Origin of the sequence: Campylobacter concisus (genome assembly GCF_002092855.1) — a bacterium.
GTDB lineage: Bacteria > Campylobacterota > Campylobacteria > Campylobacterales > Campylobacteraceae > Campylobacter_A > Campylobacter_A concisus_AI.
Map to the genome: position 1 here is coordinate 87,879 of NZ_LVLC01000012.1, position 26,680 is coordinate 114,558.

General features: G+C 39.3%; 27 protein-coding genes. 8 read left to right on the forward strand and 19 right to left on the reverse strand.

The features are described from left to right. Positions 1 to 68 precede the first annotated feature (68 nt). From A3223_RS04755 to A3223_RS04785, 7 genes are read right to left on the reverse strand one after another with little or no spacing between them, the layout of a single operon-like run. Complete coding sequence (locus tag A3223_RS04755) at positions 69 to 1,346, reverse strand: dihydroorotase (protein ID WP_084109363.1); 1,278 nt, start codon at positions 1,344 to 1,346, stop codon at positions 69 to 71. 2 nt (positions 1,347 to 1,348) lie between these two features. Next, entirely contained in the window at positions 1,349 to 2,278 is a 930-nt protein-coding gene (locus A3223_RS04760) for an aspartate carbamoyltransferase catalytic subunit (protein ID WP_084109364.1), read from the reverse strand. A gap of 16 nt (positions 2,279 to 2,294) precedes the next feature. Further along, positions 2,295 to 2,705, reverse strand: coding sequence for a tetratricopeptide repeat protein (locus A3223_RS04765; RefSeq protein ID WP_084109365.1), 411 nt, complete (start codon positions 2,703 to 2,705; stop codon positions 2,295 to 2,297). A gap of 9 nt (positions 2,706 to 2,714) precedes the next feature. Next, positions 2,715 to 2,942: a hypothetical protein gene (locus tag A3223_RS04770; protein ID WP_002942640.1), complete on the reverse strand. Its 228-nt coding sequence runs from the start codon at positions 2,940 to 2,942 to the stop codon at positions 2,715 to 2,717. Beyond that, entirely contained in the window at positions 2,939 to 3,964 is a 1,026-nt protein-coding gene (locus tag A3223_RS04775; protein ID WP_084109366.1) for a DHH family phosphoesterase, read from the reverse strand. Before A3223_RS04775 ends, A3223_RS04770 begins: the two co-directional genes overlap by 4 nt. A gap of 9 nt (positions 3,965 to 3,973) precedes the next feature. Continuing rightward, positions 3,974 to 6,166 (reverse strand): flagellar biosynthesis protein FlhA, encoded by a 2,193-nt coding sequence (gene flhA / locus A3223_RS04780; RefSeq protein WP_084109367.1) that lies wholly within the window; start codon positions 6,164 to 6,166, stop codon positions 3,974 to 3,976. A gap of 2 nt (positions 6,167 to 6,168) precedes the next feature. Further along, positions 6,169 to 6,573, reverse strand: a complete 405-nt coding sequence (locus A3223_RS04785) for an RrF2 family transcriptional regulator (RefSeq protein ID WP_054196916.1) — start codon at positions 6,571 to 6,573, stop codon at positions 6,169 to 6,171. A 146-nt stretch (positions 6,574 to 6,719) separates the two neighbouring features. Here A3223_RS04785 and rpsO point away from each other — a divergent pair, with 146 nt between their 5' ends. Together rpsO and A3223_RS10005 are read left to right on the forward strand one after the other, a co-directional pair. Further along, complete coding sequence (gene rpsO, locus A3223_RS04790; RefSeq protein ID WP_084109368.1) at positions 6,720 to 6,992, forward strand: 30S ribosomal protein S15; 273 nt, start codon at positions 6,720 to 6,722, stop codon at positions 6,990 to 6,992. Between the two features lie 392 nt (positions 6,993 to 7,384). Further along, the gene (locus A3223_RS10005) at positions 7,385 to 9,664 is read left to right on the forward strand and encodes a molybdopterin oxidoreductase family protein (RefSeq protein ID WP_374057434.1); all 2,280 of its coding nucleotides are present in this window, start codon (positions 7,385 to 7,387) and stop codon (positions 9,662 to 9,664) included. 145 nt (positions 9,665 to 9,809) lie between these two features. Here A3223_RS10005 and cmoA read toward each other — a convergent pair whose 3' ends face one another. The 12 genes from cmoA to A3223_RS04860 form a co-directional block, all read right to left on the reverse strand. Further along, positions 9,810 to 10,514 carry a carboxy-S-adenosyl-L-methionine synthase CmoA gene (gene cmoA / locus A3223_RS04805; RefSeq protein WP_084109370.1) on the reverse strand — a complete coding sequence of 235 codons (705 nt, stop codon included), beginning with the start codon at positions 10,512 to 10,514 and terminating at the stop codon, positions 9,810 to 9,812. Beyond that, complete coding sequence (locus A3223_RS04810) at positions 10,511 to 11,404, reverse strand: bifunctional riboflavin kinase/FAD synthetase (RefSeq protein ID WP_002939474.1); 894 nt, start codon at positions 11,402 to 11,404, stop codon at positions 10,511 to 10,513. The genes cmoA and A3223_RS04810 overlap by 4 nt, the downstream gene beginning before the upstream one ends. After that, on the reverse strand, positions 11,370 to 12,083 hold the full coding sequence (tlyA, locus tag A3223_RS04815; protein ID WP_084109371.1) for a 23S rRNA (cytidine-2'-O)-methyltransferase TlyA: 714 nt from the start codon (positions 12,081 to 12,083) through the stop codon (positions 11,370 to 11,372). The genes A3223_RS04810 and tlyA overlap by 35 nt, the downstream gene beginning before the upstream one ends. Next, positions 12,073 to 14,016, reverse strand: a complete 1,944-nt coding sequence (gene ligA / locus A3223_RS04820) for an NAD-dependent DNA ligase LigA (protein WP_084109372.1) — start codon at positions 14,014 to 14,016, stop codon at positions 12,073 to 12,075. The genes tlyA and ligA overlap by 11 nt, the downstream gene beginning before the upstream one ends. A gap of 41 nt (positions 14,017 to 14,057) precedes the next feature. Beyond that, positions 14,058 to 14,402, reverse strand: coding sequence for an NADAR family protein (locus A3223_RS04825; protein WP_223154366.1), 345 nt, complete (start codon positions 14,400 to 14,402; stop codon positions 14,058 to 14,060). Between the two features lie 63 nt (positions 14,403 to 14,465). After that, on the reverse strand, positions 14,466 to 15,605 hold the full coding sequence (folP, locus tag A3223_RS04830; protein ID WP_084109373.1) for a dihydropteroate synthase: 1,140 nt from the start codon (positions 15,603 to 15,605) through the stop codon (positions 14,466 to 14,468). Beyond that, positions 15,602 to 16,222 (reverse strand): DNA polymerase III subunit delta', encoded by a 621-nt coding sequence (locus tag A3223_RS04835; protein WP_084109374.1) that lies wholly within the window; start codon positions 16,220 to 16,222, stop codon positions 15,602 to 15,604. The genes folP and A3223_RS04835 overlap by 4 nt, the downstream gene beginning before the upstream one ends. Beyond that, positions 16,223 to 16,765: a HobA family DNA replication regulator gene (locus A3223_RS04840; protein WP_021091525.1), complete on the reverse strand. Its 543-nt coding sequence runs from the start codon at positions 16,763 to 16,765 to the stop codon at positions 16,223 to 16,225. Next, positions 16,765 to 17,967, reverse strand: coding sequence for an aspartate kinase (locus A3223_RS04845; protein ID WP_021091541.1), 1,203 nt, complete (start codon positions 17,965 to 17,967; stop codon positions 16,765 to 16,767). Before A3223_RS04845 ends, A3223_RS04840 begins: the two co-directional genes overlap by 1 nt. Beyond that, positions 17,967 to 18,431 carry an RNA pyrophosphohydrolase gene (locus A3223_RS04850; RefSeq protein WP_021091471.1) on the reverse strand — a complete coding sequence of 155 codons (465 nt, stop codon included), beginning with the start codon at positions 18,429 to 18,431 and terminating at the stop codon, positions 17,967 to 17,969. The genes A3223_RS04845 and A3223_RS04850 overlap by 1 nt, the downstream gene beginning before the upstream one ends. 63 nt (positions 18,432 to 18,494) lie before the next feature. After that, complete coding sequence (locus A3223_RS04855; protein ID WP_084109375.1) at positions 18,495 to 19,592, reverse strand: PepSY-associated TM helix domain-containing protein; 1,098 nt, start codon at positions 19,590 to 19,592, stop codon at positions 18,495 to 18,497. A 1-nt stretch (position 19,593) separates the two neighbouring features. After that, positions 19,594 to 21,540, reverse strand: coding sequence for a TonB-dependent receptor domain-containing protein (locus A3223_RS04860; protein ID WP_084109376.1), 1,947 nt, complete (start codon positions 21,538 to 21,540; stop codon positions 19,594 to 19,596). A gap of 106 nt (positions 21,541 to 21,646) precedes the next feature. Here A3223_RS04860 and A3223_RS04865 point away from each other — a divergent pair, with 106 nt between their 5' ends. The 6 genes from A3223_RS04865 (at position 21,647) to A3223_RS04895 (ending at position 26,669) form a co-directional block, all read left to right on the forward strand. Continuing rightward, positions 21,647 to 22,531: a helix-turn-helix domain-containing protein gene (locus A3223_RS04865; RefSeq protein ID WP_084109377.1), complete on the forward strand. Its 885-nt coding sequence runs from the start codon at positions 21,647 to 21,649 to the stop codon at positions 22,529 to 22,531. 55 nt (positions 22,532 to 22,586) lie between these two features. Next, positions 22,587 to 23,633: a radical SAM family heme chaperone HemW gene (gene hemW, locus A3223_RS04870; RefSeq protein WP_084109378.1), complete on the forward strand. Its 1,047-nt coding sequence runs from the start codon at positions 22,587 to 22,589 to the stop codon at positions 23,631 to 23,633. A gap of 67 nt (positions 23,634 to 23,700) precedes the next feature. Further along, on the forward strand, positions 23,701 to 24,099 hold the full coding sequence (gene tatB / locus A3223_RS04880) for a Sec-independent protein translocase protein TatB (RefSeq protein ID WP_084042117.1): 399 nt from the start codon (positions 23,701 to 23,703) through the stop codon (positions 24,097 to 24,099). Then, positions 24,099 to 24,857, forward strand: a complete 759-nt coding sequence (tatC, locus tag A3223_RS04885) for a twin-arginine translocase subunit TatC (protein ID WP_084109379.1) — start codon at positions 24,099 to 24,101, stop codon at positions 24,855 to 24,857. The genes tatB and tatC overlap by 1 nt, the downstream gene beginning before the upstream one ends. Next, the gene (gene queA / locus A3223_RS04890) at positions 24,850 to 25,872 is read left to right on the forward strand and encodes a tRNA preQ1(34) S-adenosylmethionine ribosyltransferase-isomerase QueA (RefSeq protein WP_084109380.1); all 1,023 of its coding nucleotides are present in this window, start codon (positions 24,850 to 24,852) and stop codon (positions 25,870 to 25,872) included. Before tatC ends, queA begins: the two co-directional genes overlap by 8 nt. Then, complete coding sequence (locus tag A3223_RS04895; protein WP_084109381.1) at positions 25,869 to 26,669, forward strand: hypothetical protein; 801 nt, start codon at positions 25,869 to 25,871, stop codon at positions 26,667 to 26,669. The genes queA and A3223_RS04895 overlap by 4 nt, the downstream gene beginning before the upstream one ends. The last annotated feature ends 11 nt before the right edge of the window (positions 26,670 to 26,680 follow it).

Consider the following 26,680-nt stretch of genomic DNA (forward strand, 5'->3'; position numbering starts at 1 on the left):
GAAATTTCTAGCAAATTTTGGATTTTGAAGATTTAGGATTTACTCGCAAGTACGAGCAAATTTATATATTATTCTCCAAACTCATAAACTATCTTGCCACTTTTTATCGTGGTAGTCGCTGCGCCTTTTAGTTTTTTACCAAAAAGCGGAGAATTTACCGATTTTGAGCGGTTTATTTTCTCGTCGTAGATATACTCGATCTCAGGGTCTATCACTGCGATGTCAGCTAGCATGCCCTCAGCAAGCCTGCCTTTATCTTTTAAATTTAGCATCTTAGCCGCATTTGTAGATGTTAGCTCGACCATGCGCTCTAGGCTTATGACGCCCTCATTTACGAGCTTAAGAGTGAGTGGCACAAGGGTTTGAAGTCCGATGATGCCAAATGGCGCCTTGTCAAATTCCACTATCTTTTCGTCCGTATGGTGCGGGGCATGATCGGTGGCGATAACGTCTATAAGACCGCTTTTTAGCGCCTCTCTTACCGCTTTTACGTCGCTTATCTCACGAAGTGGCGGCGACATTTTAAAATTTGTATCGTAGGCATTTTTCAAAATTTCATCGTCGCTAAAGCTAAAGTGGTGAGGTGTGGCCTCGCAAGTGATATTTATACCCTCTTTTTTGCCCATTTCGATGATCTTTAGCGAGTACTCCGAGCTTACGTGAGCGATGTGGATGTGCGCTTTGGTGAGCTTTGCAAGCAGCATATCACGGCTCACTGCAATCTCCTCTTTCTCTCTTGCCATGCCACGAAGTCCAAGTATGGCTGAGACCTTGCCCTCGTGCATGACGCCCTGTCTGCAAAGTGAGCAGTCCTCTGAGTGGCTTATGCAAAAGCTGTTAAACATGCTTGAATACTCAAGTGCCGCTCTCATCACGCTTGAGCTTGTAACTGGCAAGCCATCATCACTAAATGCAACTGCGCCAGCATCTATAAGATCGCCCATTTCAACGATCTCGTTGCCGCCAAGCCCTTTGCTAATGGCTGCGATTGGTAAAAGATCGATTAGTCCGCAATTTTTAGCTTTTTCTATCATCGCCCTTGTGATAGAGGCATTGTCATTTACTGGATTTGTGTTCGCCATGCAAAGGCAGGTGGTCACTCCTCCAGCCACCGCTGCCTGCGAGCCTGAGATGATGTCATCTTTATACTCTTGCCCAGGATCGCGAAAATGCACGTGCATGTCGATAAGTCCTGGCATGACGAGCTTATTTGTAGCGTCTATGACCTTATCAGCCTCAAATTTCTCACCTCCGATTTTGGCTATTTTGCCGTTTTCTATTAGGATATTTGCCTTAAATTTCTCGTCGCTATTTACGATAGTGCCGTTAATTATTGCTATTTTCATCGTTAGTCCCTATTTTTTGCAAGCGTATTTAGTATCGCCATTCTTATAGCAACGCCGTTTTCAACTTGATTTAGTATGACTGAGTGCGTGCCATCAGCCACGTCTGAGTTTAACTCCACACCCCTATTTATCGGTCCTGGGTGCAGTACGATCGCGTCAGGCTTTGCTAGCTTTATCCTATTTTTATTTAGTCCAAAAAATTTCGAGTACTCTCTCGAGCTTGGAAATGCCACATCCGCACCGCCACGCTCTAGCTGGATGCGAAGCATGATGATGACGTCGCTACCATCGCAGGCCTCCTCCATATTTTTGCAAATTTGAGACTCAAAGACCTCAGCATCTTTTGGCATCATCATCCTTGGCGCAAAGAGCTTTAAATTTATGCCAAATTTCTTCATCGCCCAGATGTCAGACCTTGCCACGCGGCTTCTAGCGATATCGCCGATGATCGCCACGTTTAAATTTTTATCTAAAATTTTACCGTGCTCTCTTAGCGTGAAAAGATCAAGCAGAGCTTGGCTTGGGTGCTCATTTGTGCCGTCCCCTGCATTTACGACGCTAGCCTCTGTCCTGTCAGCTGCAAATTTCGCCGCCCCAGAGCTTGGGTGACGAAGCACGATGATGTCGGTTCTCATAGCAGCCATGTTATTCATCGTGTCATTTAGGCTCTCGCCCTTTGTCACACTAGAGCTTGATGAGCTGAAATTTATCGTATCAGCCCCAAGCCTCTTTGCTGCGATCTCAAAGGATGTCCTAGTTCTTGTCGAGTTTTCATAAAATGCGTTGATCGTGGTCTTTCCGCGAAGATAGTCATTTTTTTTCACTTGGCTTAAATTTAGCTCCTTAAACTCTTTCGCCGCCTCTAAAAAGTATAAAATTTCTTCTTTGCTAAGCTCTCTAGTTCCTATCAAATCTTTATGTTTGTAGCCCATTTTAAGCCTCTTAAATTTATTTTGCTACGAAGTCACAAGCTGGTTGGTAGCCGTTATCACAAGCTTTTTTAAATAAAGCCTTTGCTTTTTCTTCGTTCTTTGCTTCATTTGCGTCTTTATCTTTTACAAGGCCATAAGCGATCATTTCGCCTAGTTTTTCGCAAGCCATGCCCTCATTTTCGTCACACATTTTTGTAAAAATTTTCTCAGCCTGGACTCTATCTTTTGCTACGCCGTCGCCGTTAAATAGCATGATCGCATTCATCGTGCAAGCTTTTTTCTCGCCCTCTCCACAAGCCTTATTAAAATAAAGATAAGCTTCATTAAAATTTTTCTTTGTATAAAGCTCATTTGCCTTGTCTAAATTTTCATTTGCCATAGCATTTAACGCAAAAACTGCCGCCGCTAAAACTAAAATTTTCTTCATATTTTCTCCTTATTTAAATAACTTTGGATGGTGTTTTTTCATATATTCAACTATCTCTATAACCTCGTCGCTACCGCTAGCGTCAGAGTTTTCTAGCGCATCATCGATGCACTCGACATAGAGATTTGCCGCCTCTTCAAGCTTGTCCTTTTTTACTCCAGCATAGTAAAACATCGCCTCAAGTACCATACTAAGCTCATAGCTAAGTTCTTCTACGCTTACCTCTTCTTCTTTCATATTTCCTCCTGTGTTTTTTTAGTTATTAGATCTACTATCTGTGCTTTGATTGGCTCGTAGCTAAAGCCATCTTTGAAATTTGCAAATAATCCGCCGCTTGCGTTCACGTGTCCGCCGCCGCCAACTAGGTGCTTTGCCATGGCGCTAACGTCAAGCTTGCCATTTGCGCGAAAGCTTAGCGTTTTTTTATTTGTCACATCGATAAAGAAGTCAAATTCAGGATTTACCACTAAAAAGTCGTTACCGATAACCGAAACATTGCCAATATTGTAGGTCAAAATTCCTTTATGATCTTTATAGTTTATACTAAATTTCTCTTTATTTTCACTAAGTTTTTTTACAACGTAGTTTGAGATTAGATTGCTTAGCGTGTCGTCTTTGTCCTCTTTGAAAAACGACTTCTTAATAGCATGCACCTGCATGTCAAGCCCGATATAGTCGTTTTTCTCGTTAAAAAATTTACTCGCTTCTTTTAAGATGTGATCCATATAGAGGTTGTTTTCGGCTTCAAACATCACCTTATTTATCTCTTTAGCATTTGCCACAAGCCCTAAGCAGACCTTGCCCATTTCGAAATTTTTATCATCTTTTAGCCAGATATCCACGGCATTTACGACGTCACTAAAAATTTCAAGCTCTTTGTTTTTACCAAAGATGCCCGCAAAAAAGTCGTAAGTGATCTTTGTAGCACACCTTGAACTATCCAAGAAATACCAAGGATAGCTACTTGCGCACTCGGCACCGCTTTGGTGATGATCTAGCAAAAATAGCTTTATATTTTTACCCTCTATCATCTCCTCAAAGCTCTCGCACTGAGCTAGGCTTAAATTTAGATCAGTGATCAAAATAATGTTTTTACTATCGTTTGAAGCATCTATCTCAGCTAAAATTTGAGCAAATTTATCATCTATCTCTCTACCGTAGTTTGAGTTTAAAAATTTCACATCTTTGAAGTAAAAATTTGTGATGTACTGAGCACCGTATCCGTCAAGATCGGTGTGTGAGAGGTGATAAATTTTCATCGTTTTCCTTTATAAATTTTCTATTTCTATGACGCCAACCGTTTCAAATGGCGTATTTGCCGAGATCTCAGCAAAGCTTAGCACCACGATGTCGATGGCAAAATTTGCGCAGATATTTGCTATAAATTTTCTTAGACTTGGCTCCACACAAAGCACCATTTCGCCATGCTGACTCATCGGACGTTTCTCTTTTTCATGCCTTAGAGCCTGAACGATCGATGAAGTTTGAGCCACATTTATCATCAGGTGATACGCGCCGTCTTTATACTGCACCGCATCCATAAGCTTTTGCTGCACAGCACTATCTAAAATGTAAAAATTTAGCTGACCTTTCTCATCGACATAAAGCGAAGTGATGACACGCGAGAGCGCTGCGCGTACGTGCTCGATGATCATGTCTAGGTTTTTACTAACCTCGGCGATGTCGCTAATTGATTCAAGTATGCTAAGTAGATCTTTGATCGGGATATTGTCTTTAAGCAGCGCTTTTAAAACCTTTTGGATCAAATTTATAGGCGCGATCCTTAGCGTATCCTCGACCACAACTGGATAATCGATCTTTAGTTTGTCTAATAAATTTTGCGTCTCTTGGCGAGTTAGAAGCTCAGCCGCATTTTGCTTGATAAGCTCGCTCATATGCGTTGAGATGACGCTTGCAGGATCAACTATCGTATATCCGCTAAGTATGGCGTCCTCTTTGACGCTAGCATCGATCCAGAGTGCATCCAGCCCAAAAGCTGGCTCTTTAGTAGGAATCCCCTCGATATCTTCGCTAACTAGGCCACTATCCATCGCTAGAAATTTATCCGCGTAAATTTCACCCTGACCGATTACGATGCCTTTTAGCTTAAAACGGTACTCGTTTGGCGGTAGTTGAAGGTTGTCGCGGATCCTTATCTTTGGCATCAAAAAGCCAAGACTTGAAGCGATATTTCGCCTCATAGCACGAATCCTCTCAATGAGATCCACATCAGCTAGCTTTAGCAGACCATATCCTAGGTCAAGCTCTAAAATTTCAAGCTTTAAGATGTCGTTTATCTTCGTCTCTTCTTCTCTTGCGATCTCTTCGTCGCTCTTCTTTGGCGCCTTAGTGGTGGCACCACTAGCAGCTGCACCTGCTCCGCTTTGCGTAGCGGCTCCAGCTTTTTTAGAAGCTGTTTTGTCTTTTGACGCAAGGCTTAAATTTAGCCCGCCATCTTTGGTCTGCTTGATGATGTAGCCAAGCCCCAAAAATAGCACTGCTATAAAGCCAAGAGAAAGAGTCGGAAGCCCTGGGACAAGAGCAAACATAAATAGTATGAAGCCCACTATCAGCAAGGTTTTATAATCCCCTAAGAGCTGATTTAGCGTGCCTTCTGCAAAGTCCTCGTCGTCCTTGCTAGCCCTTGTGATGATAATAGCAGTCGCTGTTGATGTGATAAGTCCTGGGATCTGGCTCACAAGGCCATCACCGATAGTTAGGATCGTATAATACTGAGCCGATGTCGCCATATCAAGGCTATGCTGAAACGAACCAATAGCAAAGCCGCCGATAATGTTGATGATAGTTATGATGATGCCAGCGACGGCGTCACCTTTTATAAATTTAGACGAACCATCCATCGCGCCATAGAAATTTGCCTCACCGATGATGGCTTGGCGTCTTTCACGCGCTGTTTTTTCATCAATCAAACCTGCGTTTAAGTCCGCATCTATTGCCATTTGCTTACCTGGCATCGCATCAAGTGTAAAACGTGCTTGCACCTCACTCACGCGGGTTGAGCCCTTTGTTACGACCATGAAATTTATGAGAACCAAGATACAAAAGACGATGGTGCCGATAACGAAGTTGCCGCCAACTACGAAATTTCCAAAACTTGAGATGATCTCACTGACCGCTTCTGGACCGTTGTGACCTTCGCTTAAGATCATACGCGTGGTTGCGATGTTTAGCGAGAGGCGAAAAAGCGTAACGATAAGGATCAGTGTCGGAAATGTGCTAAGATCGGTTGGTTTTGGCACATAAATCGAAATCAAGATTATAAGCACAGAAATAGAAATAGAAAGTGCCAGAAAAAAGTCAAGCACCGCGCTTGGAAGCGGTACGATAATGATAGCAAGAATGGCAACAATGATACCAACGATGCTAAGACTTTTAAACTTAACAATTGGCGCAAGAAACGGCGCAACAAGAGTTAAGATGTTATTTTTTTGCTTTGCCAATTCTACTTCTTAACGATGTCACTTAGTTTTATCGCATCAAGCATCTCGTCGATCTTGCTTTGAAGACCACTAAACATCGACCAAATTTGACAGCTCGAGGCTTTGTTTGACGGGCAGCCATCTGCAGAAGATGAGCACTCAAAGACGTTAAGTTCACGTTTTTCAGCGCACTCTATTATCTTTTTTATGCTTAAATTTTCAGGTTCGTTATTTAGCGCGAAACCGCCATTTGCCCCTTTAAACGACTTTAAAATTCCATCTTTTGCAAGATTTTGTAAAATTTTGGCTAAAAAGCTTTTTGAAATTTTAAGTTCATTTGAGATTGTATCAACATCAACTGGAGATGATTTTTGAGATATTAAAATAAGTGAAAGTAGAGCGTATTCGCTTGCCTTTGTAAAAAGCATTTATCTTCCTTAAGTCTTTAAATAGCCCTAATTTTATTAAATTTTTACTGCATTTTTCATTAATTTTTAAAAAGCGTAGTTTTATCTAACTTTATGTTTTAAATGCTATAATCGCTCTTTCAAAATTCACCAATCAGGAGGTCATTATGGCTTTGGATTCGGCTAAAAAAGCTCAAATAGTTGCGAAATTCGCTAGAAAAGAGGGAGATACAGGCTCTCCAGAAGTTCAAATAGCTCTTTTAACAGCTAGAATAACTGAACTTACAGAACACCTTAAAATTTTCAAAAAAGACTTTTCATCACGCTTAGGTCTTTTAAAGCTAGTTGGTCAAAGAAAAAGACTTTTAAAGTATCTTAAAAACAAAGACTACTCTACATATTCAAAACTAATCTCTGAGCTTGGCTTAAGAGATAAATAATCCATCGGAGAGCAATCTGCTCTCCTTATTAAATTTCCTTCATCCATATTTTTTATTCAAAATTTACAGTCTATTTTAAAATTTTCCATCTTTAGTATTAATTTATCTACTCACAATATGACTAACCTTTTTAAATAAAGTAAAATTAGAATTAATTTCTTTATTTTATATAAAAAGCTAAATCTCTATATCTTTATTTCTTTTATAATAAATTTATCAATTTTAAACAAATTCTAAAACCCCTAGATAACTGACTTTAATGGAACCAAATTAATTTTATCTTAAATTAGAAATTTATTTTTATAGATAAAGAATTTTTATTAAAGATTAAGAATCTGACTACTAATATTATCCATATAAAAATATGCACATACTGCATAATAAAGGAGAAAATGATGAAAGAAGGCAAAGTCATCTGTCCTTATTGCGGGACAGGCTGTCAAGTAACCTTGCATGTGGAAAACAATGTCGTTCGTGCCGCCACTGGTGTCGAAGACAATCCAGTCAATCAAGGAAATTTATGTTTAAAAGGCTTTTATGGCTGGGATTACGTTGCAAGTCCAGATAGACTCACAAAACCACTTATTAGAAAAAAAAATGGCGTATTTTCAAAGGATGGTGATTTTGAGGAAGCCAGCTGGGATGAGGCGCTTGATCTTGTCGTAGAAAAAATGAAAGAGACCAAAGCAAAATATGGCCCAGACGCATTAGCTGGAAATTTCTCAGCACGTTGCACACTTGAGGACAACTACGTTGCTCAAAAACTAATGCGTGCAGTAATTGGCACAAATAACGTCGATCACTGTGCTAGAATTTGACATGCTCCGACAGTAGCAGGACTTGCTAAAACAATCGGAAACGGAGCTGCCACAAATAGCTTTACAGAGATTGGCACTTATAGTAACTGTATATTAATGATAGGCTCAAATCCAGAAAATGGTCACCCAATCGCAGCTATGCACATCCAAAGAGCACTAAACCGCGGTGCAAAACTAATCGTTATTGATCCTATTAAGACTGAGTTTGCAAGTAGAGCAGACATTCACTTACAACTAGAGCCTGAGCACAACATCCCGGTTATCAACGCACTGCTTTACACTATCATCGAAGAAGGCCTTGTAAATGAGGAATTTGTAAGAGATCACACAATCGGTATTGAGTACGTCAAAGAAGCTGTAAAAGACTATGCTCCAGAGGTCGTGGCTAAATATACAAGGCTAAATCCAGAGGATATCAGAGCGGCTGCTAGAATGTACGCTACCACAAAGCCAGCTGTCATCACTCACGGTATGGGCGTAACTCACTTTAACCACGGCGTTGGCGGAGTTTGCGATGTATCAAATTTATTCTTGATCACTGGCAACATCTGCGAGCTTGGCACAGGCGACTTGCCGCTTAGAGGTCAAGAGAATGTTCAAGGCTGCTGTGATATGGGCGTTTTACCAAATATTTTCCCAAATCTTGGCTCAGTAACTGATCCAGAGCAAAGAGCTTGGTTTGAAAAAATGTGGCACCTAGAACCTGGATTTTTGAGCTCAAAAATAGGCGTTCACAAAACCGAAGTACCTGATGCGATCCTTGATGGCAAAGTGCATTTCTTCTGGACTATCGGCGAAAACCCAGTTATCTCTGAGCCAAATACAAACCACTTTTTAAAAGGTATCGCTCATGTTGATTTCTACGTCGTGCAAGATCTATTTTTAACTGAGACTTCACTAAAAGCTGATGTCATACTTCCAGGCGTTGCAAGTAGCGAGAAAGAAGGACTTTATACAAACGCAGAGCGCCGCGTACAGCACAACGAAGCAGTCATCACACCTCCAGGAGATGCTAGACAAGACTGGTGGATCGTTTGTGAGATAGCACGTCGTTTAGGTGCAACAGAGGGATTTAACTTCAACTCACCAGAAGAAATTTGGGAAGAAGTTAGAAAATGCGACCCAAGACGATATGGCGGTATGAGTTATTATCGTATCAAAAAGTATCACGGACTTCACTGGCCATGCCCAACTGAAGATGATATGGGTGGTCAAAGCCTCTATCTTGATAAGAAATTCTTTACCCCTGATGGCAAAGGTCGCTTTGTGCCATGCCTATTTGTGGATAAAGCTGATGAGATCGAGAGCGCAAAACTTGAGTTTGCTAAGAAGATGAATATGTCGCCTGAGTATCCTATCATGGCTGGTTCAGTCGATGAGAAGACCGACGATGAGTATCCGATACAACTTCTAACCACTAGGAAGGTTTATCAATACACCGTTGGCACCATGACAAGACGCTCACGCGCCATCGAAGAGGGCGGAGATAGCATCGGACCCATCGCTGAGATGAGCCCAGCGCTTGCAGAAAGATACGGACTAAAACAAGGCGACTTTATCAAAGCGTGGAGCAGATACGGCTACATCGTCGTAAAAGCTGAAGTAACTGACATCGTGCCTGATGGCATCATTCAGATGACTTTCCACTACTGGGAGAGCTCTTGCAATGAGCTAACAAGCAGTGGCTGGGACTACATCAGTAAGACTCCGACATTTAAAGCAGCTATTCAGATCAAAAAGATCGATGAAGAAGAATTTTTACGAGTTCGCGAACTAAAACGCATAAAATTCCAAACTTCAAAGATCATCTATGATGACTTCCACCACCACGGAAATGCAGCGATAAATGAGTAAATTTAGCGGGTAACTCCCGCTAAATTTCTTTACTACTAAATTTCATAATCCAAAAATGCTGACATTGCAAAACAAAATCTAAATTTTAAATTCACTGTTTGTGATTAAATTTTATATTTAAATACAAAGGCAAATATTTTTAAATTTACTTAAACGCCAAAAAGCTCATGAAATTTCCCCATTTAAATGTGCTCTCGACACGCTTAAAGCCAGCATTTAGGGCTAAGTTTCTATTTTCTTCTTCAGTGTATGGCACCAGCACATTTTCAAGCGCCTCCCTTTTTTGGGCGATCTCGTAGCGTGAGTAGCCTTGCGCCTGCTTGTAGTCCTCGTAAATTTCTATGACGCTTTTAGTAAGCTTTTTATCTTCAAAGATGATCTTTTCGCTAAACAAAAAAACGCCATTTTCATTTAGTCCGTTATAAATTTTTTTCACCAGATCAGCCCTTTTTGGCGGTCTTATAAACTGCAAAGTATAGTTTGCCAAAACTGCATCAAAGCCCTCTAGCTCGCACTCTAAAATGTCATCTAAAATAAATTCAATATCAGCCCCATAAGCCTTTGCCTTGTTTTTTGCATTTGCAAGCATCGCCTCAGAGTTATCCACACCGCTTAACACGAGATCGTTTCTAAGGTTGTTTAGCAAAAGCAGGCTATTTGCCGTAGAGCAGCCAAGGTCGCATACGCTTGCCTCTTTTGGCAAAATTTTAGCCAGCAACTTTGCGTTTAAATTTGAACTAACGTCGTAAAATGGCACCGAGCGCGAGATCATATCATCAAAAACGCTCGCCACAAAGTCATCAAATTCAAACTGCTTGCTTATAGGCTCTTTAAAAATTTCATCTCTCATATACCAGCTCCATATCCGTCAAAGTATCTCATCGTCTCTCCAAAAAAGAGATCGCACACGCCAACGCACTGTCTAGCCTCGTTTATATCGCGTTTTATCTGCTCTTTTAGCTCGCTTAGATTATTAAATTTTTTATTATCACGCAAACGTTTTATGAAGCAAACGGCGACGTGCTTTGTCACTTTTGGTGCGACCTCGTCTAAGATGTGCGTCTCGACGCTAAAATTTCCATCCGTGCTAAGCCTGTTGCCTATAAAAGTGACCGAGCCATAGGTGTATGAGCCCATCCTCGTTCTTGTCGCATAGACGCCCTCGCGCGGCAAAAGATAGCTTTTTATATCTAAATTTAGCGTAGCAACCAGCTCTTTTGCGCCGATGCCCTGCCCTTTTATCACGTTGCCCTCGATCGAGTACTCCCTGCCTATCAGCCTGTTTGCCTCATCGATGTTGCCTTGGCGTATCAGCTCTCTGATGGAGGAGCTATGCACACCCATGCCATCGTAGCAAACCTCATCAACGACGACCACCTCGCCATCAAAAATTCTTTTCAGATCGTGCTTGTCCCACGCTCTGTTTCTGCCAAATCTAAAATCAAATCCAACAACGATCTTTTTTAAATTTTTAAAATCCCGCTTTAAAAGTGCGATAAATTCCTCGCCGCTAAGCCCTTTTATACTCTCAAAATCATACAAGAAGCAAGGATAGTTTGAGTACTCGGCTCGCTTTAGCTTTGGCGTGATGTTTGCCTTGTTTTTGTCGATCACGACAAGTCCGCCAAACTCGCCAAGCTGCTTTAAAAGCTGCTTGTGTCCTCTATGCACGCCGTCAAAATGCCCGATCGCAACGGCAGTGATATTATCTTTTGTTAAAAGCGTAGAAAAATTCGGCATTTCCCTCTTTCCCTTTTACTTCACACTCTTTGCAAGCTATCATTTTAAATCCTAAGCCATTAGCCATCACTTCAAACCTCTTCATCGCTAAATTTACAGCCTTAGCGTCGGTTACAACGCCTTTTTTGTTGCGTTTTACGCCAACGCCCACTTCAAACTGCGGTTTAAAAAGAGTGATGATGAGCGAATTTTCGCTTGCAAGCTCACAAATAGCAGGCAAAATTTCAGCCAAAGAGATAAAGCTCACGTCACAGGTTATTAGATCAAATTTATTTTGATGCGTTTTGGCAAACTCCCTGACGTCAGTTTTCTCATAAATTTTTACTCGCTCATCGCTTCTTAGGCTAGCATCTAGCTGATCAGTGCCCACATCGACGCCAGTCACGCTCTTTACGCCACGCTCAAGCAAAATTTGTATAAAACCGCCAGTTGAGCTGCCGATATCAAGTGCGTTTTTGTCAGCTAGGTCAAATTTCATCGCCTCCAAAAAGCTCTTTAGCTTCAAAGCGCCTCGTCCAACGTAAATTTCATCAAGCAGTGAAATTTTAGCCTCGCTAACCTCGCTTGAAACCTTGGTACAAATTTCGCCATTTGTTAGCACCTTGCCAGATTTTATTAGCTCGCTCGCCTTATTTCTACTTATGCTTAAAACGCTTGCGACGTAGTTATCAAACCTCAAGTTTTAGCCTTTCATATTCGCTCTCATCGATCACTCGCACGCCTAGCTCATTTGCTTTTTCTAGCTTACTGCCAGCCTCCTCGCCAGCTAAGACGAAGTCTGTTTTTTTAGAAACTGAGCTTGAAACCTTTGCGCCAAAACTCTCAAGCTCCGCCTTTATCTCATCTCTTGAGCGGCTTAGCGTGCCAGTTATAACGACCGTTTTGCCACTTAGCGCATTTGAGATACTCTGCGCCTGCGTCACGCTTGGCTGCACGATCTGGCTAAGGGCTAAAATTTCTGCTCTATTTACCTCTGCAAAGTCAATTAGGCTATTTGCCATCTCCACGCCAAAGCCCTCAAGCGAGACAAGCTCTTCAAAACTAGCATCAAACCAGCCCAGCCCAAAACTACTTGCTAGCTTTTTAGCTGCCACTTCGCCAATGTGCTCGCAGCCAAGCCCCGTGATGAAGCGCGCTAGCTCCGCACCTTTACTGGCTTCGATAGCGTTTAAAAGGTTATTTACCTTTTTCTCCTTAAATCCCTCAAGCACCATGAGATCATCAAATTTAAGGCTGTAGATGTCTTTTATGCAAGCAATCAGTCCCTTATCAAATAACAAATTTACGATCGCATCGCCAAGGCCGTCTATATTTAGGCATTTTTTCGATGCGTAGTGAATTATTGAGCCAACCACTCTTGCCCTGCAGCTTAAATTTTGACACTTTACAAAGACCCCTTCATCAAGTAGGTGCGAGCCACAAACTGGGCAAAATTTAGGCCTATCAATCGCCTCTTCGCTGCCATCTCGCCTATCTTTAAAAACCTTTGTGATCTTTGGTATGACGTCGCCTGAGCGGATGATGCCGATATAGTCGTTTTTCATAACTCCAAGACGCTCTATTTCATCAAAGTTATGAAGCGTGGCGGATTTTACATTAGCACCATCTATATTTACCTCATCAAGTACGCCAACAGGCGTTACTACACCGCTTCTACCAACCTGAAGCGCGACGTCTTTTAGCCTAGTCACCTTTTCAATGGCTGGAAATTTAAACGCCACCATAAATTTTGGAAATTTAACCGTATAGCCTAGCTGTTCGCAGCGGGCAAGGTCATTTACTCGTATCACCATGCCATCCATCATCACGCTCTTTGCCTCACGGCTGGCTAGTAGCTCGTTATAGGCAGCCTCAAGTTCATCTTTTTTTAAAATTTTGAAAAATTCATCTCTTTCAAAGCCAAGATCACGCACAAATTTCATAACCTCGCTATGATCTTTAAGCCCAAGGCTCTGCTCGCCCACGCCCCAAGGTATGAAAAGTAGCTTTCTTTTAGCAGTCACCGCACTATCAAGCTGCCTAAGACTTCCAGCTGCAGCGTTTCTAGGGTTTGAAAGTGGCGCCTCACCCTCTTTTGCGCGCTCTGCGTTTAGTAGCTCAAAATCTTCTTTTTTTATAACAACCTCGCCCCTGATTTCAATTAGCCCTTTGTAATCAATACTCTTTAAAACAGAATTTATCGTCTTTGCATTTTGCGTCACATCCTCACCAGTAACGCCGTCACCCCTAGTTATCGCCCTAGCCAAAACGCCATTTTCGTAAAGCAAATTTAAGCTCACTCCATCAAATTTTGGCTCAGCGACAAAGGTTAGATTTTCTTTCTCGCCACGCTTTAGCCACGCATCAAGCTCGGCTAGATCAAAAATATCTTCCATGCTCCACATGCGTTTGATGTGATTAGCCTTGCTAAAGCCCTCTTTTACGGTGCCGCCCACGCGTTTTGTAGGTGAAAAGATAGAAATTTCGCTTGGATTTGCCTGCTCATAATCAAGCACCGCGTGATATAGCGCGTCATACTCCTCGTCACTTGCAAGTGGCTCATCCTCGTCGTAGTAGGCCTTTGCCCATGCATTTAGCGTATCTACCGCTTTTTCGTACTCTTGTTTTGTCATTTTTGCTCCAAATTTACACCGCATTTTATCTTAAACATACTTTATAAATGATCTAAATTTAGCTCTTTAGCGTCAAGTAAATGGACATTTTTATAGACCTTTGCTATCTCATCTCTCGCTCTCATCAGCGCAAAGCCAAGTAAATTTTGCCCTCGCCACTTCATAGGATTTTGCATATTTTCATCGCTTGCGGCCAAACCTATGCCACAAATTTTATCAACAGGGCTTGCCTCAACCAAAACTTTACTCCCAGTTGATAGCAAAAAGTCTCGCAAAGGTGCATTTTGGCTAAATTTTAGATAGCTCGCATTTAGCACGACGCCAAATTTGACCTCGTCCCAGACCTTAGCGTCAAAGCCTCGCACCTGCCTGCCAAGCGCCTTTATATAAGCGGCTCATTTGCTGCAAAATTTCTCTATCACCATACACTCAGCTTTTAGGCATAAACTCTACCAAAGCGTGGCTTGGCTCATCGCCTCGTGCATATTAAAAAGCTGCTTGTGCTCGGCCACATCGTGCGTCCTTATGATCTGCGCGCCGTTTTCAAAGGCTTTTAAGTGCAGATAAAGCGAGCCTGGCAAGCGGTCTTTGACTTCGCTTTTATAGTAGTGGTTTATGACTGATTTGCGGCTAGCACCAACTAGCAGCGGGCAGCCAAATTTCAAAAAATGCTCCAAATGCTTAATAAGCAATAAATTTTGCTCAGCCGTCTTACCAAAACCGATACCCACATCAAGCACTATCTTTTTAGCGCCAAGCTCCATTGCTGAGACAATCTTTTGCTCAAAAAAGTCTGAAATTTCGCCAATTAGGTCGTTATACTTTGGCGCAATCTGCATGGTAGCTGGATCGCCTTGCATGTGCATCATGCAAAACTGGGCATCGTATCTTGCAGCAAGCGGGGCTAAATTTGCGTTTGCCGTGATGTCATTTATCATCTTAAAGCCGTGATTTAGCGCAAATTCTAAGCAATACTCATCAAAGCTATCAAGGCTAAATTTCGCCTTTTCATGTAAATTTAGCTTGTAAATTTCATCCACAATATCTTTTATGCGCCTAAACTCCTCCTCGCGTCCGCAATACTCGCTCCCTGGCCTTGAACTAACGCCGCCAAGGTCGATGTAGTCAGCACCTGCTTCGATCATGGCTTCGATTTTCGCTATGCCATTTTGCGTATTTATGCGGCTTTGTTCGTTGAAGCTATCTGTGTTTATATTTGCAACGCCCATTATAAGAGGCTTTGTGGGCTTTATAAATTTTGTCTCTAAAAAGGCTGCTAAATTTTTAAGCCCAAAGTCTTGCAACTTCTCTTTTTTAGCTAGCTGCCCAAGTTGTGCATCTGTCGCCATTAGCAAGGCTTTATTTAGACTATCACGACCCAAAATCGTATCTTTATGCGTCACAAGCTCGGCTCCAACACTAAGTGCATCTTGCTTTAGGATATTTGCTGCTGGGGTTTTTATCTCATCTATAAATATAAAATTTATCTCGCTCTTTTCATGCATGAGCTTCGCACCAGCAGGGCTTGGCGAGATGGCTTTGCAAATTTCATCAAAGTCACTTTTGTTATTTATCTTGTAAAATTTCAACGTCGTCCTTTTTGAAATATAGTAAGCAGTAGTGGCGTTAGCACGGCGTGAGACTTGGCATTTAGATCCGCAAGCTTGATAAGAGAGAAAAAATAATCCATCTCATCGCCACTAAATTTATACCCACTATCAACCGCCTTTGTCACGATAACACCAACAAGCTCTTTTAACTCGTTTTTGCCAAATTTCTGTGCTTGTTCGTCTGCGATCTTTTGATCGATAAAGCTTGTTAGCTCTTTTAAGCTAAGCGATTTTAAATTTAGATCAAGGGTTATTTTTGGTTTTTTTGTGAGATTATTTTCTATGAGCATTCTTGATCTAATCGTTGGTAGAAGTAAATTTTTACTCTGTGTTACTATTATAAATTTGATATTTCTTGGAGGCTCTTCGATGATCTTTAAAAGTGCATTTTGAGCCTCTGTCCTAAAAGAATTAGCTTGTATTACTAAAATTTTTTCATCTTTTTCAGCAATGTAAGCTTCTGCGATGACCTCCTTTGCATTTTCTAGCAAAAAATCATCACTTATAAAAAATCTTAAATTATTAATGCCAAACTCGCTTTCAAGCTTGGCTTTTAAACTTTCAAAATCGCTTGTAACGACGATTTTATTAAGCATTTAGAGTATCACCTTTGCAAAGAGCGCCGCATCGATGCTTTTATCAAAAATTTTGCAAAGACTTATTAGTTTAATGTCTAAATTTTCATCGCTTGAGCTAAGAGTAAAACTGTTTTGCGCCTGCTCGTCAAATAGCCACATATAACTATCCTCATCACTTTTGGCTAAATTCGCATATCTATCAAGGCTCTTTCCGATATAAAAAAACAAGTAACCATTTGGAAAAGCGAGACTTAGCATATCTTTTAGAAGCTGCTTTTGTTCATTTGTCTCTATCTCATCAAGCGATGGATAAAGCGATCTTAGGCTAAAAAATGGCAAAAATGGCCTTATGCTTTTTGAATGGTTCATCTTTTTTAAAAGATAAATTTCAAACCATCTTCGCTCTTCATCGCTTATAGTTATAAAAGCCCTTCCTTCAAGTAAAAATTTAAGCCTAGATGCGAGCAAAGGCGTCCATTCGACACGCCTTTCCTCCATCCAGCTCATCAAAGGGCCTTCGTCCCTAATAGCCTTTAACGTCCACTGAATAAAATCTTGCATTATTTATCTAGCTTATAAGCATCATGAAGTACGCGAACCGCTAGCTCGCCATATTTTTGATCAACGATCATTGAAATTTTTATCTCACTTGTTGAGATCATTTGGATATTTATACCCTCTTTTGCAAGCGTTTCAAATGCTAAACATGCTACGCCACTATGGCTCTTCATGCCGACGCCAATAACTGAAACTTTCACGATCGCATCATCAAATTCTATATGTTTTGCAGCTGAGAGCTTTTGCATAGTTTCTTTTGCTAGTTCAAGCTCATTTTGTGGCACTGTAAAGCCTAAATTTGTAGTGCCGTCATGTCCTACGTTTTGGATTATCATATCTACGTTTATGTTTTCATGAGCTAAAGCTGTAAAAATTTCTGCTGCGATGCCAGGTTTATCAACTACGCCCCTTAGTGTTACTCTTGCTTGATTTTTATCTAGTGCTATTCCGCTTACTAAAACTGCTTCCATATTGTCATCTTCCTTTGCTATTAATGTACCTTCGTTGTGATTAAAGCTACTTCTTGTAATGAGTTTTACATTTAGTTTTTTTGCCAGCTCGACTGAGCGATTTTGTAGTACCTTTGCGCCAGCAGAAGCGAGCTCTAGCATCTCATCATAGCTTATCTTCTCAAGTTTTTTTGCCTTTTTTTCTATCCTTGGATCAGTCGTATAAACGCCATCAACATCGGTAAAAATTTCGCATAGATCAGCATCAAGTGCTCCCGCTAATGCAACTGCACTAAGGTCGCTACCACCTCTACCAAGGGTTGTGATATTACCTTTTTCATCTATACCTTGAAAGCCAGCCACAACTACGATTTTGCCGGCTTTTAGCTCGGCTTTTAGCCTAGCAGTCTCTATCCTTTCGATCCTTGCTTTTGTATGAATATCATCAGTAATTATGCCTGCCATCGCACCTGTCATACCCACACACGCATAGCCTTTTGCATTAAGTGCGATCGTTAAAAGCGCGGTCGTTACTTGCTCTCCAGAGCTTAAAAGCATATCAGTGGCGACACCATCTGGATGTTTTGAAAAATACTCACTATATTCAACCAATTGATTTGTAACTCCGCTCATCGCAGAAACTACCACAACTACGTCTGCACCGCTATTTTTTGTCTCAATGACCCTATTTGCCACAGCTTCGATGCGTTCAAGTGTTCCTACGCTAGTTCCGCCAAATTTTTGAACGATCAACATCAAAAATATCCTTTCTCTTTAAAATAACTCAAAACCTTTTCATAAATAGGCTTTTTAAAGTGATTTATTCCCTCTAAACTTCTACCAAAATCTACAAATTTATACTCGCTAAACTCTGGATGCTCTGTCTTTAAATTTATGCTGGCACCATTTTTAAGTCTAACCAAAAAATATTTTTGCGTCTGTCCGTCAAATGGATAAAATTTCTTTGCCGCGTTTGCTGGAAAGTCGTAGCTTAGCCACTGCGGATACTCATCTAAGATATCGATTTTATCAGTTCCGATCTCTTCTTTAAGCTCCCTTTTTAAGGCCTGCTTTGGACTCTCACCTTCATCTATTCCGCCTTGAGGAAACTGCCAAATATCATCCATATCCACCCTTTTTGCGACTAAAATTTCACATTTAAATGGATACAAGCTAGACAAAATAACAGCTGCCACATTTGGTCTGTATTTTTTTTGCATGATTTTTCCAAAAATTTTATTTGGGATAATAACTAAAAAGAGTTAAGAGATAGATAAATAAGACTACTTTTTACGACGTTTGTAGTAAATCACACAGCCGCTAAAAAGTAGCACGCCAACTCCACAAGAAGCCATAAAAAAGATAAATTTTCCAGCCTCTCCGAATGTATATCCAGCGTGCAGATCAAGCATAAATTTATAAATTTCAAAAGATTTTGGCATGGTATTTTTTAAAATTTCTCCACTTGCCGTATCGACTACAAGCCTAACGCCATCATTCTCACTAGCGCCTTTTGGCAAGTAAAAGATCATAAATTTTACGCCGTCTTTATTGAGGATAAAATTTAAAGCATCAAACTCATTTCCAAATTTTAAAGTAAAAATTTCATAAGCTTTTTTAAGATTTTCTACCTTTTGCTCATCATTTAGGCTAAAGCCATTTTTGCTAGTAAAATTTGGCTTTTTAAATACCTTCTCTTCGCCACAAATTTGATTTATAACCTTAGCAAAGCTCTCATAAGAAAAGTATAGGCCGCTAACACAGATAATAAGCAAAATGACCCCCAAATAAAGCCCTAAAAATCCATGCAGTGAATATAAAAATGCAAATTTCTTTGCCTTTAGATTTAGCTTAAAGGCGCTAATAAATTTGCTTCTAAATCTCCAAAAATGTATCAGCACTCCAGTTATTAAAATCACAAGTAGTGCAAGCGTCGAAATCGCCACTAGCTCACTTGCAAATTTAGATAAATTTTCATTTTTAAATAGAGCTAGTCCTAGATTTTTATGTAAATTTAAAGCTAGCCCTATAAATTTTTCCACACTATTTTCAGAGACTATCTCGCCCGTATAGGGATCTACAAAGAATGACTTAAACTCGCTATTCTCGCTTGTGCCGCTTACTACATAAGCTCTATTTGCCTCGCCTTTTATCTTTATATAACTAAGGTTAAAATTTGGCCTAGTCTTACTAAAGACCTTTAAAATTTCATCTATTTTTAAAGCACTTTTATTAGTTGCTATGTCTATCTCATCTTTGCTAAAAGCCTCAATTATCTCATCGTGATACGAAATAATCGCTCCACTAATTGAGATTATCAAAAGCGGCAAAGCAAAGATAAGAGCTAAAATTAAGTGAAATTTCCGCCAAATTTTAAACATTTTAAAACTTCAAATTAAAGCCAAGTTCGATCTTTTGCCCATCGACTATTAAAACATCATATCTGCCTGATCTTGTCGTAAAAAACTCGTTAAATAGATTATAAACGCTTAAGTTTAGGCTGAAATTTTTAGTTACATTATAGTTTATGCCAAGATCTGCGATAACGTAAGCTCTCATATCATCAGCATAGCTAAATGAGTTTTTAGTTCTACCATAGTAATTTATCTGTGACCAGAAATTTAGCCATCTATTTAGCTCGTAGTTCGCTCCAAATTTAAATGTATGAAGCGGATAGTTGTTTAAGCTTTTACCAACTTCTGATCCATCTTTTTGTTTTGATTTTGTATAGACGTAGCTTTGATTTAGTCTAAGAGCATTTGTCACCTGCCACTCATTTGTTAGCTCGACTCCGTAAATTTCAGCCTTACCGATATTTATACTCTCCCAAATACCATTTGGATAAATTTTGCCTTTATGTCTGCAAACACTACCTCTTGAGCAGATAGGTCTGTAACTTAACATATCTTTAAAACTTGTGTAAAAGCCAGTTAAAGACGTTTCAAAACCTTCATTGTTATTATAAACGCCACCAAATTCATAACTTACGCTTGTCTCTGGCTTAAGGCTGCTTCTACCAAGCTGCGCTCCACGTCCTCCAGCAAATGGCAAAGCAAGATCTTGCGTGCGTTGCTTGATATCAGGTGTCGCATAACCTGTGCTAACTCCGCCTTTTAGGGCAAAAAAGTCATTTAAGTTATAGATACCATAAATTCTTGGTGAAACGTGCGAGCCATAGTTTTCATCGTAGTTATAGCGAATACCTGTGCTTAAAATGAAGTCTTTTATAAGGCGATAATCATCTTCAGCATAGACCGAATAATCATACCTCTTTACATTCGCAGCGTCCGCTGTGGTTGCCTTTTCATCTAGCTTTTCTCTTTTAGCATTTAGTCCTAATGTAAAGGCGTTATTATCAGTAAAATATGAGCCTTTTGTATCAAAATTTAGAGTCTTTAGTGTCAAATTTTGTTGTGCTATCTCTTTTATCTTGCCATAAGATAAATAGCTTTGAAGCAAGATATTATCAAGCCTTGCTTCGTGGCTTAAATTTATCACATCGCCTTTTATTCTCTCGCTAGCAACTGAGTTAGTGCCAGTTGATAGTGTTTTGCCTTTAGTTCTTTTATATTTTACATCGCTTCTTGCAAGCTCAAGCGTAATATCATTATTTTCATTTGGCTTCAAAAATAGCTTCGCACCAAAATTTCTATCCTTTTGCTCTCTATTTGCATAAGAAATTTTATCTTCTGATTTATTTAAATTTTTACCATAAACAGAAACACTTAAAACATCGTCAATTAGTCCAGAGTGCAAATAAAGGCTATTGTAAAACTCGCCGCTTATATTTTTATTTCTAGCAAATTTATAGCTTGAGCCAAGATTTACACCAAATTCATTACTAAACTCATCTGTAATGATATTTATAACTCCACCTAACGCGTCACTTCCATAAAGCGAGCTCATAGGTCCACGTATCACTTCGATACGGCTTATCGCACTTGCTGGCGGAATGAAACTATATGAGCTTCCAACGCTTCTAAGGCCTTTATAGGCGTTATCGCCTGGTACTGGCATGCCATTTACTAAAATTTTAGTAAATCTTGGAGAGAATCCACGTATAGAAATTCCTCGTCTATTTGCCGCTTCTGGAGTCGTCCCAAAAAGACTTGGGATATCTTTGGTCATGCTCTCGATATCTTTGTGATTTTTCTTTTCTAATGCCTCTTTGGTTATAACACTAAGCGTTGCTGGTGCGTCTTTGATATTTTGCTCAAATCCTGTCGCACTAACTACTTTAACTTCTGGCAGAACCTTATCTTCATTTGCAAAAAGCGGTAAATTTATAAAAATTGCCGCGCAAATAGAAATTTTTAATGCACTTTTCACAAAAACTCCTTATAAAAATTTAATGCACATTTTACTAAAATTAAATAATCGTTATCAATATCATACGTAACGCTAAAGGGATTAAATTTAACGCTTGAGGGATAAAATGATAAATTTAGACAAAAAATATGGAACGAGCAAGATATCTCAAAAGGAAAAACAAGTAAGCGTGGAGTTTTTCAAGCAAAGCAGTGGTATCAGCTATCTAAAAAGTGAAATTTTATGTAATGGCAAGATAAAAAGAGATCGCCACAAGTCTAAAAAATACCTATTTTTAATGTTTAATGAGGATAAAAACGATCTTTGCTTTAAGCTTGATAGAAAAGAGTATATTTTAAACAAAGATGAATTTTGCATTGGGCTTGTTAATGACGATTTCAAAGGTGTCTTTGAGTATCAAAATAAATTTTATAAGACTAAAACACTACTTTTTGACGAAAGCTACGCAAATAAGCTTGAGATATTTGCTGGACTTAGATTTGATGATAAATTTGAGCTTTTAAAATACAAAAAAGATTTAGCTCAAATTTGCGTTTTAAATGAACTTGATACGACAAATTTATATGAAGGCGCGATGAGGGAAATTTTTACCGAGTCAAAAATTTTAGAGCTTATTTATAAAAGTAAAATACGAAAAGAGAGCGAATTTTCACTTAACAGTGACGAAGAAAAGACTCTTTTAAAGGCTAAAACGATCTTATTAAGCCGTATGCAAAATCCTCCAAGCATCAAAGAGCTAGCCCATCTTTGTGGCACAAATGACTTTTGGCTAAAGAAAAATTTTAAGCTATTTTTCAAAGATACGATCTATCAGCTCTTAGCAAAAGAGCGTCTAAAGCTAGCTTTTTCTCTTTTAGAGCAAAATGATATCAGCATAAAAGAAGCCGCGAATATCGTAGGCTACGCAAATACTGCACATTTTGCAAAAATTTTTAAGATAAATTTTGGCTTTTTACCAAGCAAACTCTTAAAGACTAAAAACTACTTTTAAACTGCTATAAATGCCAAATTTCTTATAATCGCCAAAATTTTAAAAAGAGAGAAATTTGCAAGTTTATATCCACGTGCCATTTTGTGAAAGCAAGTGTCCTTATTGTGCTTTTGGCTCAAGTGACGACGAATTTAACAAGGTTAGCGCCTATTTTAAGGCACTTTGCCTTGATCTAAATTTTCAGCTAAAAAGCCAAAATGTAAAAGAAATTTCTACTATCTTTTTTGGTGGCGGCACACCAAGCGCGGTAAATGCTAAATTTTATGATGAAATTTTTAGCATTTTAGCGCCTCTTTGCACACCAGAAGCCGAGATCACACTTGAAGCAAACCCAAACTCAGCAACCCTTACTTGGCTAAAACATGTTAAAAATTTAGGCGCAAATCGCATAAGCTTTGGCGCTCAAAGTTTTTTTGAAGATAAGCTAAAATTTCTTGGGCGCATTCACAGCAGGGAGCAAATTTTTAAAGCAGTTGAAAACGCCCATGCAGCTGGCTTTAGCAATATAAATTTAGACCTCATCTATGACACCAAATTTGACACTAAAAAGCGTCTTTTAGCTGAAACTAAAAATTTAAAAAGTCTTGCTATCACGCACCTAAGCGCTTACTCGCTCGCACTTGAAGAAAGCACCCCTTTTGCTGGTAAAAAAAGTTATAAAAAAGATAGCGACACTTTGGCTAAATTTATGATAGAGCAGATCAAGCGAGCTGGCTTTGGGCAGTATGAAATTTCAAATTTCGGTCAAATTTGCAAGCACAATCTTGGCTACTGGCAAGGCAAAAATTATCTTGGTGTGGGCGCTTATAGCGTGGGCTTCGTGGACGGCGTCAGATACTACGCCAAAAATAGCATAGATGCCTACATCTCACAACCAACTTACAGAGAAAAAGAAATTTTAAACGAGAGTGAGCTAGTAAGAGAGCATATATTTTTAGGGCTTAGAAGCATAGTTGGCGTGGAGGCTGAACGATTAAGTGAGGCACAGAAAAAAAGGGCAAATTTTCTTGTAGAAAATGAAAAACTGCTCTTTAAAAATGGTAAATTTTACAATCCAAATTTCTTACTAAGCGACGAAATCGCACTCTTTATCGAAGGCTAAATTTATAAAATTTTGAGCAAAGTCAAGATAAAATACAAAGCTTAAATAAAATTTAATAGAGGCAAAAATGTTTGGAATGAGTTTTTCTGAAATCTTAGTTATCGCCATTATTGCAGTGTTAGTTTTAGGTCCTGACAAGCTGCCAAGTGCGATGGTTCAGATTGCAAAATTTCTAAAAATGTTTAAAAAAGGCATAAACGACGCAAAATCAACATTTGATCAAGAAATGAAGATAGCAGAGCTAAAAGAAGATGCTCAAAAATATAAAGAAAGCATAACTAAAAGTACGCAGAATGTGCGCAAAAAGCTTACTTTTGAAGAGCTTGACGAGATCAAGAAAAGCGCAAGCGACGTCACTGAAAGCATACAAAACGTCGTAAGCGACACGAAAAAAACGGTAGAAAATATACAAAATCCAACAAATTTAGTTAAAGATGCGATCTTAAACGATAAAAAAGAGGCGTAATGTTTGAAGAGCTAAGACCCCATTTAATCGAACTTAGAAAGAGACTTTTTATAAGCATAGTAAGCGTTTTTGTCTGTTTTGGCATCTGCTTTACGTTTTGGAACCCACTGCTTGCATGGATGAGCGAACCGCTAAAACAGGTCTTACCAGCTGGCTCAAATATCATATTTACTCAAATTCAAGAGCCATTTTTTACAGCAATGAAAGTTGCATTTTTTGCTGGAGTCGTGATCGCGCTACCTATCATTTTTTGGCAATTTTGGCTATTTGTCGCTCCTGGGCTTTATGACAATGAAAAAAAATATGTGATCCCATTTGTCATCTCAGCTTCATTTATGTTTGCGTGCGGGGCGGCATTTTGTTATTACGTGGTGATTCCACTTGGCTTTGCATTTTTGGTAAATTTTGGTGGCCAGCTCTTTACGGCACTACCAAGCATTGGCGAGTATGTTGGCTTTTTTGCAAAACTACTAATTGGCTTTGGAATTTCATTTGAGCTACCAGTCATTACATTTTTCTTAGCAAAGATCGGGCTTGTCGATGACAAAATGCTAAAAGATTACTTCAGATACGCTGTTGTTATCATCTTTATCTTTGCAGCCATCGTTACACCACCTGATGTGATAAGTCAAGTCTTAATGGCACTACCACTCATCGGACTTTATGGAATTTCAATAATCGTCGCTAAAAAAGCTAACAAGAGCGACGATGAAGACGAAAAAGAAGAACAAGACAGCGACGTAGCAAGCGATGAGTAATATAAACGACGTCTCAAGTTATGACTATTTTTTGCCAGAAGATCTCATCGCAAAAGAGCCAGTTTTGCCAAAAGAAGAGGCAAGATTGCTCGTCTATTATAAAAATACAAAAGAGATAAAACACTACAAATTTAAAGATCTCTCCAGCCTCATCCCAGAGGACGTAGCGGTCATTTTTAATAACACAAAAGTTATCAAAGCTCGCATTTTAGGACAAAAAGAAAGCGGCGGGGCTTGCGAAGTGATGCTAAATCAGCCCATAGGCGAAAATAAATTTAGCGTCTATATAAGAGGCAAAGTAAGCGCTGGTAGCATTTTAAATTTTCCTGATAACCTAAAAGTAAATGTGCTTGAGCTAAATGATGATGGCACAAGAGTGGTAAATTTTACGCAAAATGGCGTTTTGCTTGATAATGTTCACCTTTTTAGTGAGCTTGAAAAGATTGGTCACGTCCCACTTCCACCATACATTAAAAGGGCTGACACAAAGAATGATGAGAGCTGGTATCAAAGCATATTTGCCAAAAATAGTGGTGCAGTGGCAGCTCCAACAGCTAGCCTTCACATAAGTGAACAAATGCTAGAGCAGATAAAAGCAAAGCATGAAGTCGCCTACATTACGCTTCACGTTGGCGCTGGGACATTTAAAGGTGTGGAGTGCCAAAATATAAATGACCACAAAATGCACTCAGAATTTTACGAGCTAAGCGAGCAAGCTCAAGAGATTATAAATTCTAATAAACCAATCCTTGGCGTTGGCACGACGGTTACTAGATGCGTTGAAGAATTTGCAAGAAGCAAGCAAGCAAGCGGCTTTTGCAAGCTATTTTTAAACCTAAATAATAAACCAATTAGGCAAAACTACCTTCTTACGAATTTTCATCTACCAAAATCAACTCTAATAATGCTAGTTACCAGCTTCATAGGACTTGAAGAGACGATGAGAATTTATAAAACGGCAGTTGATGAAAAGTATAGATTTTACTCATACGGCGACGGGATGTTGATAATATGAAAGATAAACCTATCGATATCATAAACAGAATGGAAATTTTTCTTAGTGCCATATACCAAGACGCACAAGACACTAAAAATTCCATCATTTTTAGCTACGATCCAAGTTATCCAAGGTTTTTAAAATTTGATGCTACAAATCTCATAAAAACACTTGAAAATATTTGCAAATTTTTCCTTTACTCTACCGAATATGCAGACATTTACATTCTCTTTCAACTTAAAAATTATAGTCCCAAATCTGTACATTTTGAAATTAAGATAAAATCTAGCCATAGCGTAATGAGGCCAAGTCACTACTATCTCAGCAAGATAAATAACTATCTAAAAAAAGCAAATGAATCTATGATCTCTCATAATGATGGAGAATTTTTAATATCTTTTAGCGCGGCACTAACAGGCGATAGAGCCATCCAAAGACAAATAAATATCAAAAATCAAACAAATACAAATATCTTAGTTGCTTGCGATGACGATGCTTTGTTTGACACCATTAGTGCTCAGATAAATTTTTTAGGTCTAAAGGTTATCGGCAAAAACGACCTTAGCAATCTAATGAGACACATAAAAGATTCTATTTTTACCCCATTTGTTATTTTTATCGATAGTAAAATTTTAAAAAATGAAGCGATGCTAGAAGATATACTTGAGTTTAAAAATATTAAGAATTTTCGTATCGTAGCCATTTGCAAAAACGATGAGTCGGCTAACGATCTACCAAATCATGTCACGGTATTAAAGCAGCCTTTCAGCACAGATAGCTTTCAGCTAGCTTTTAAAAATTCTCTTGAGAAATAGACCGATTTTTA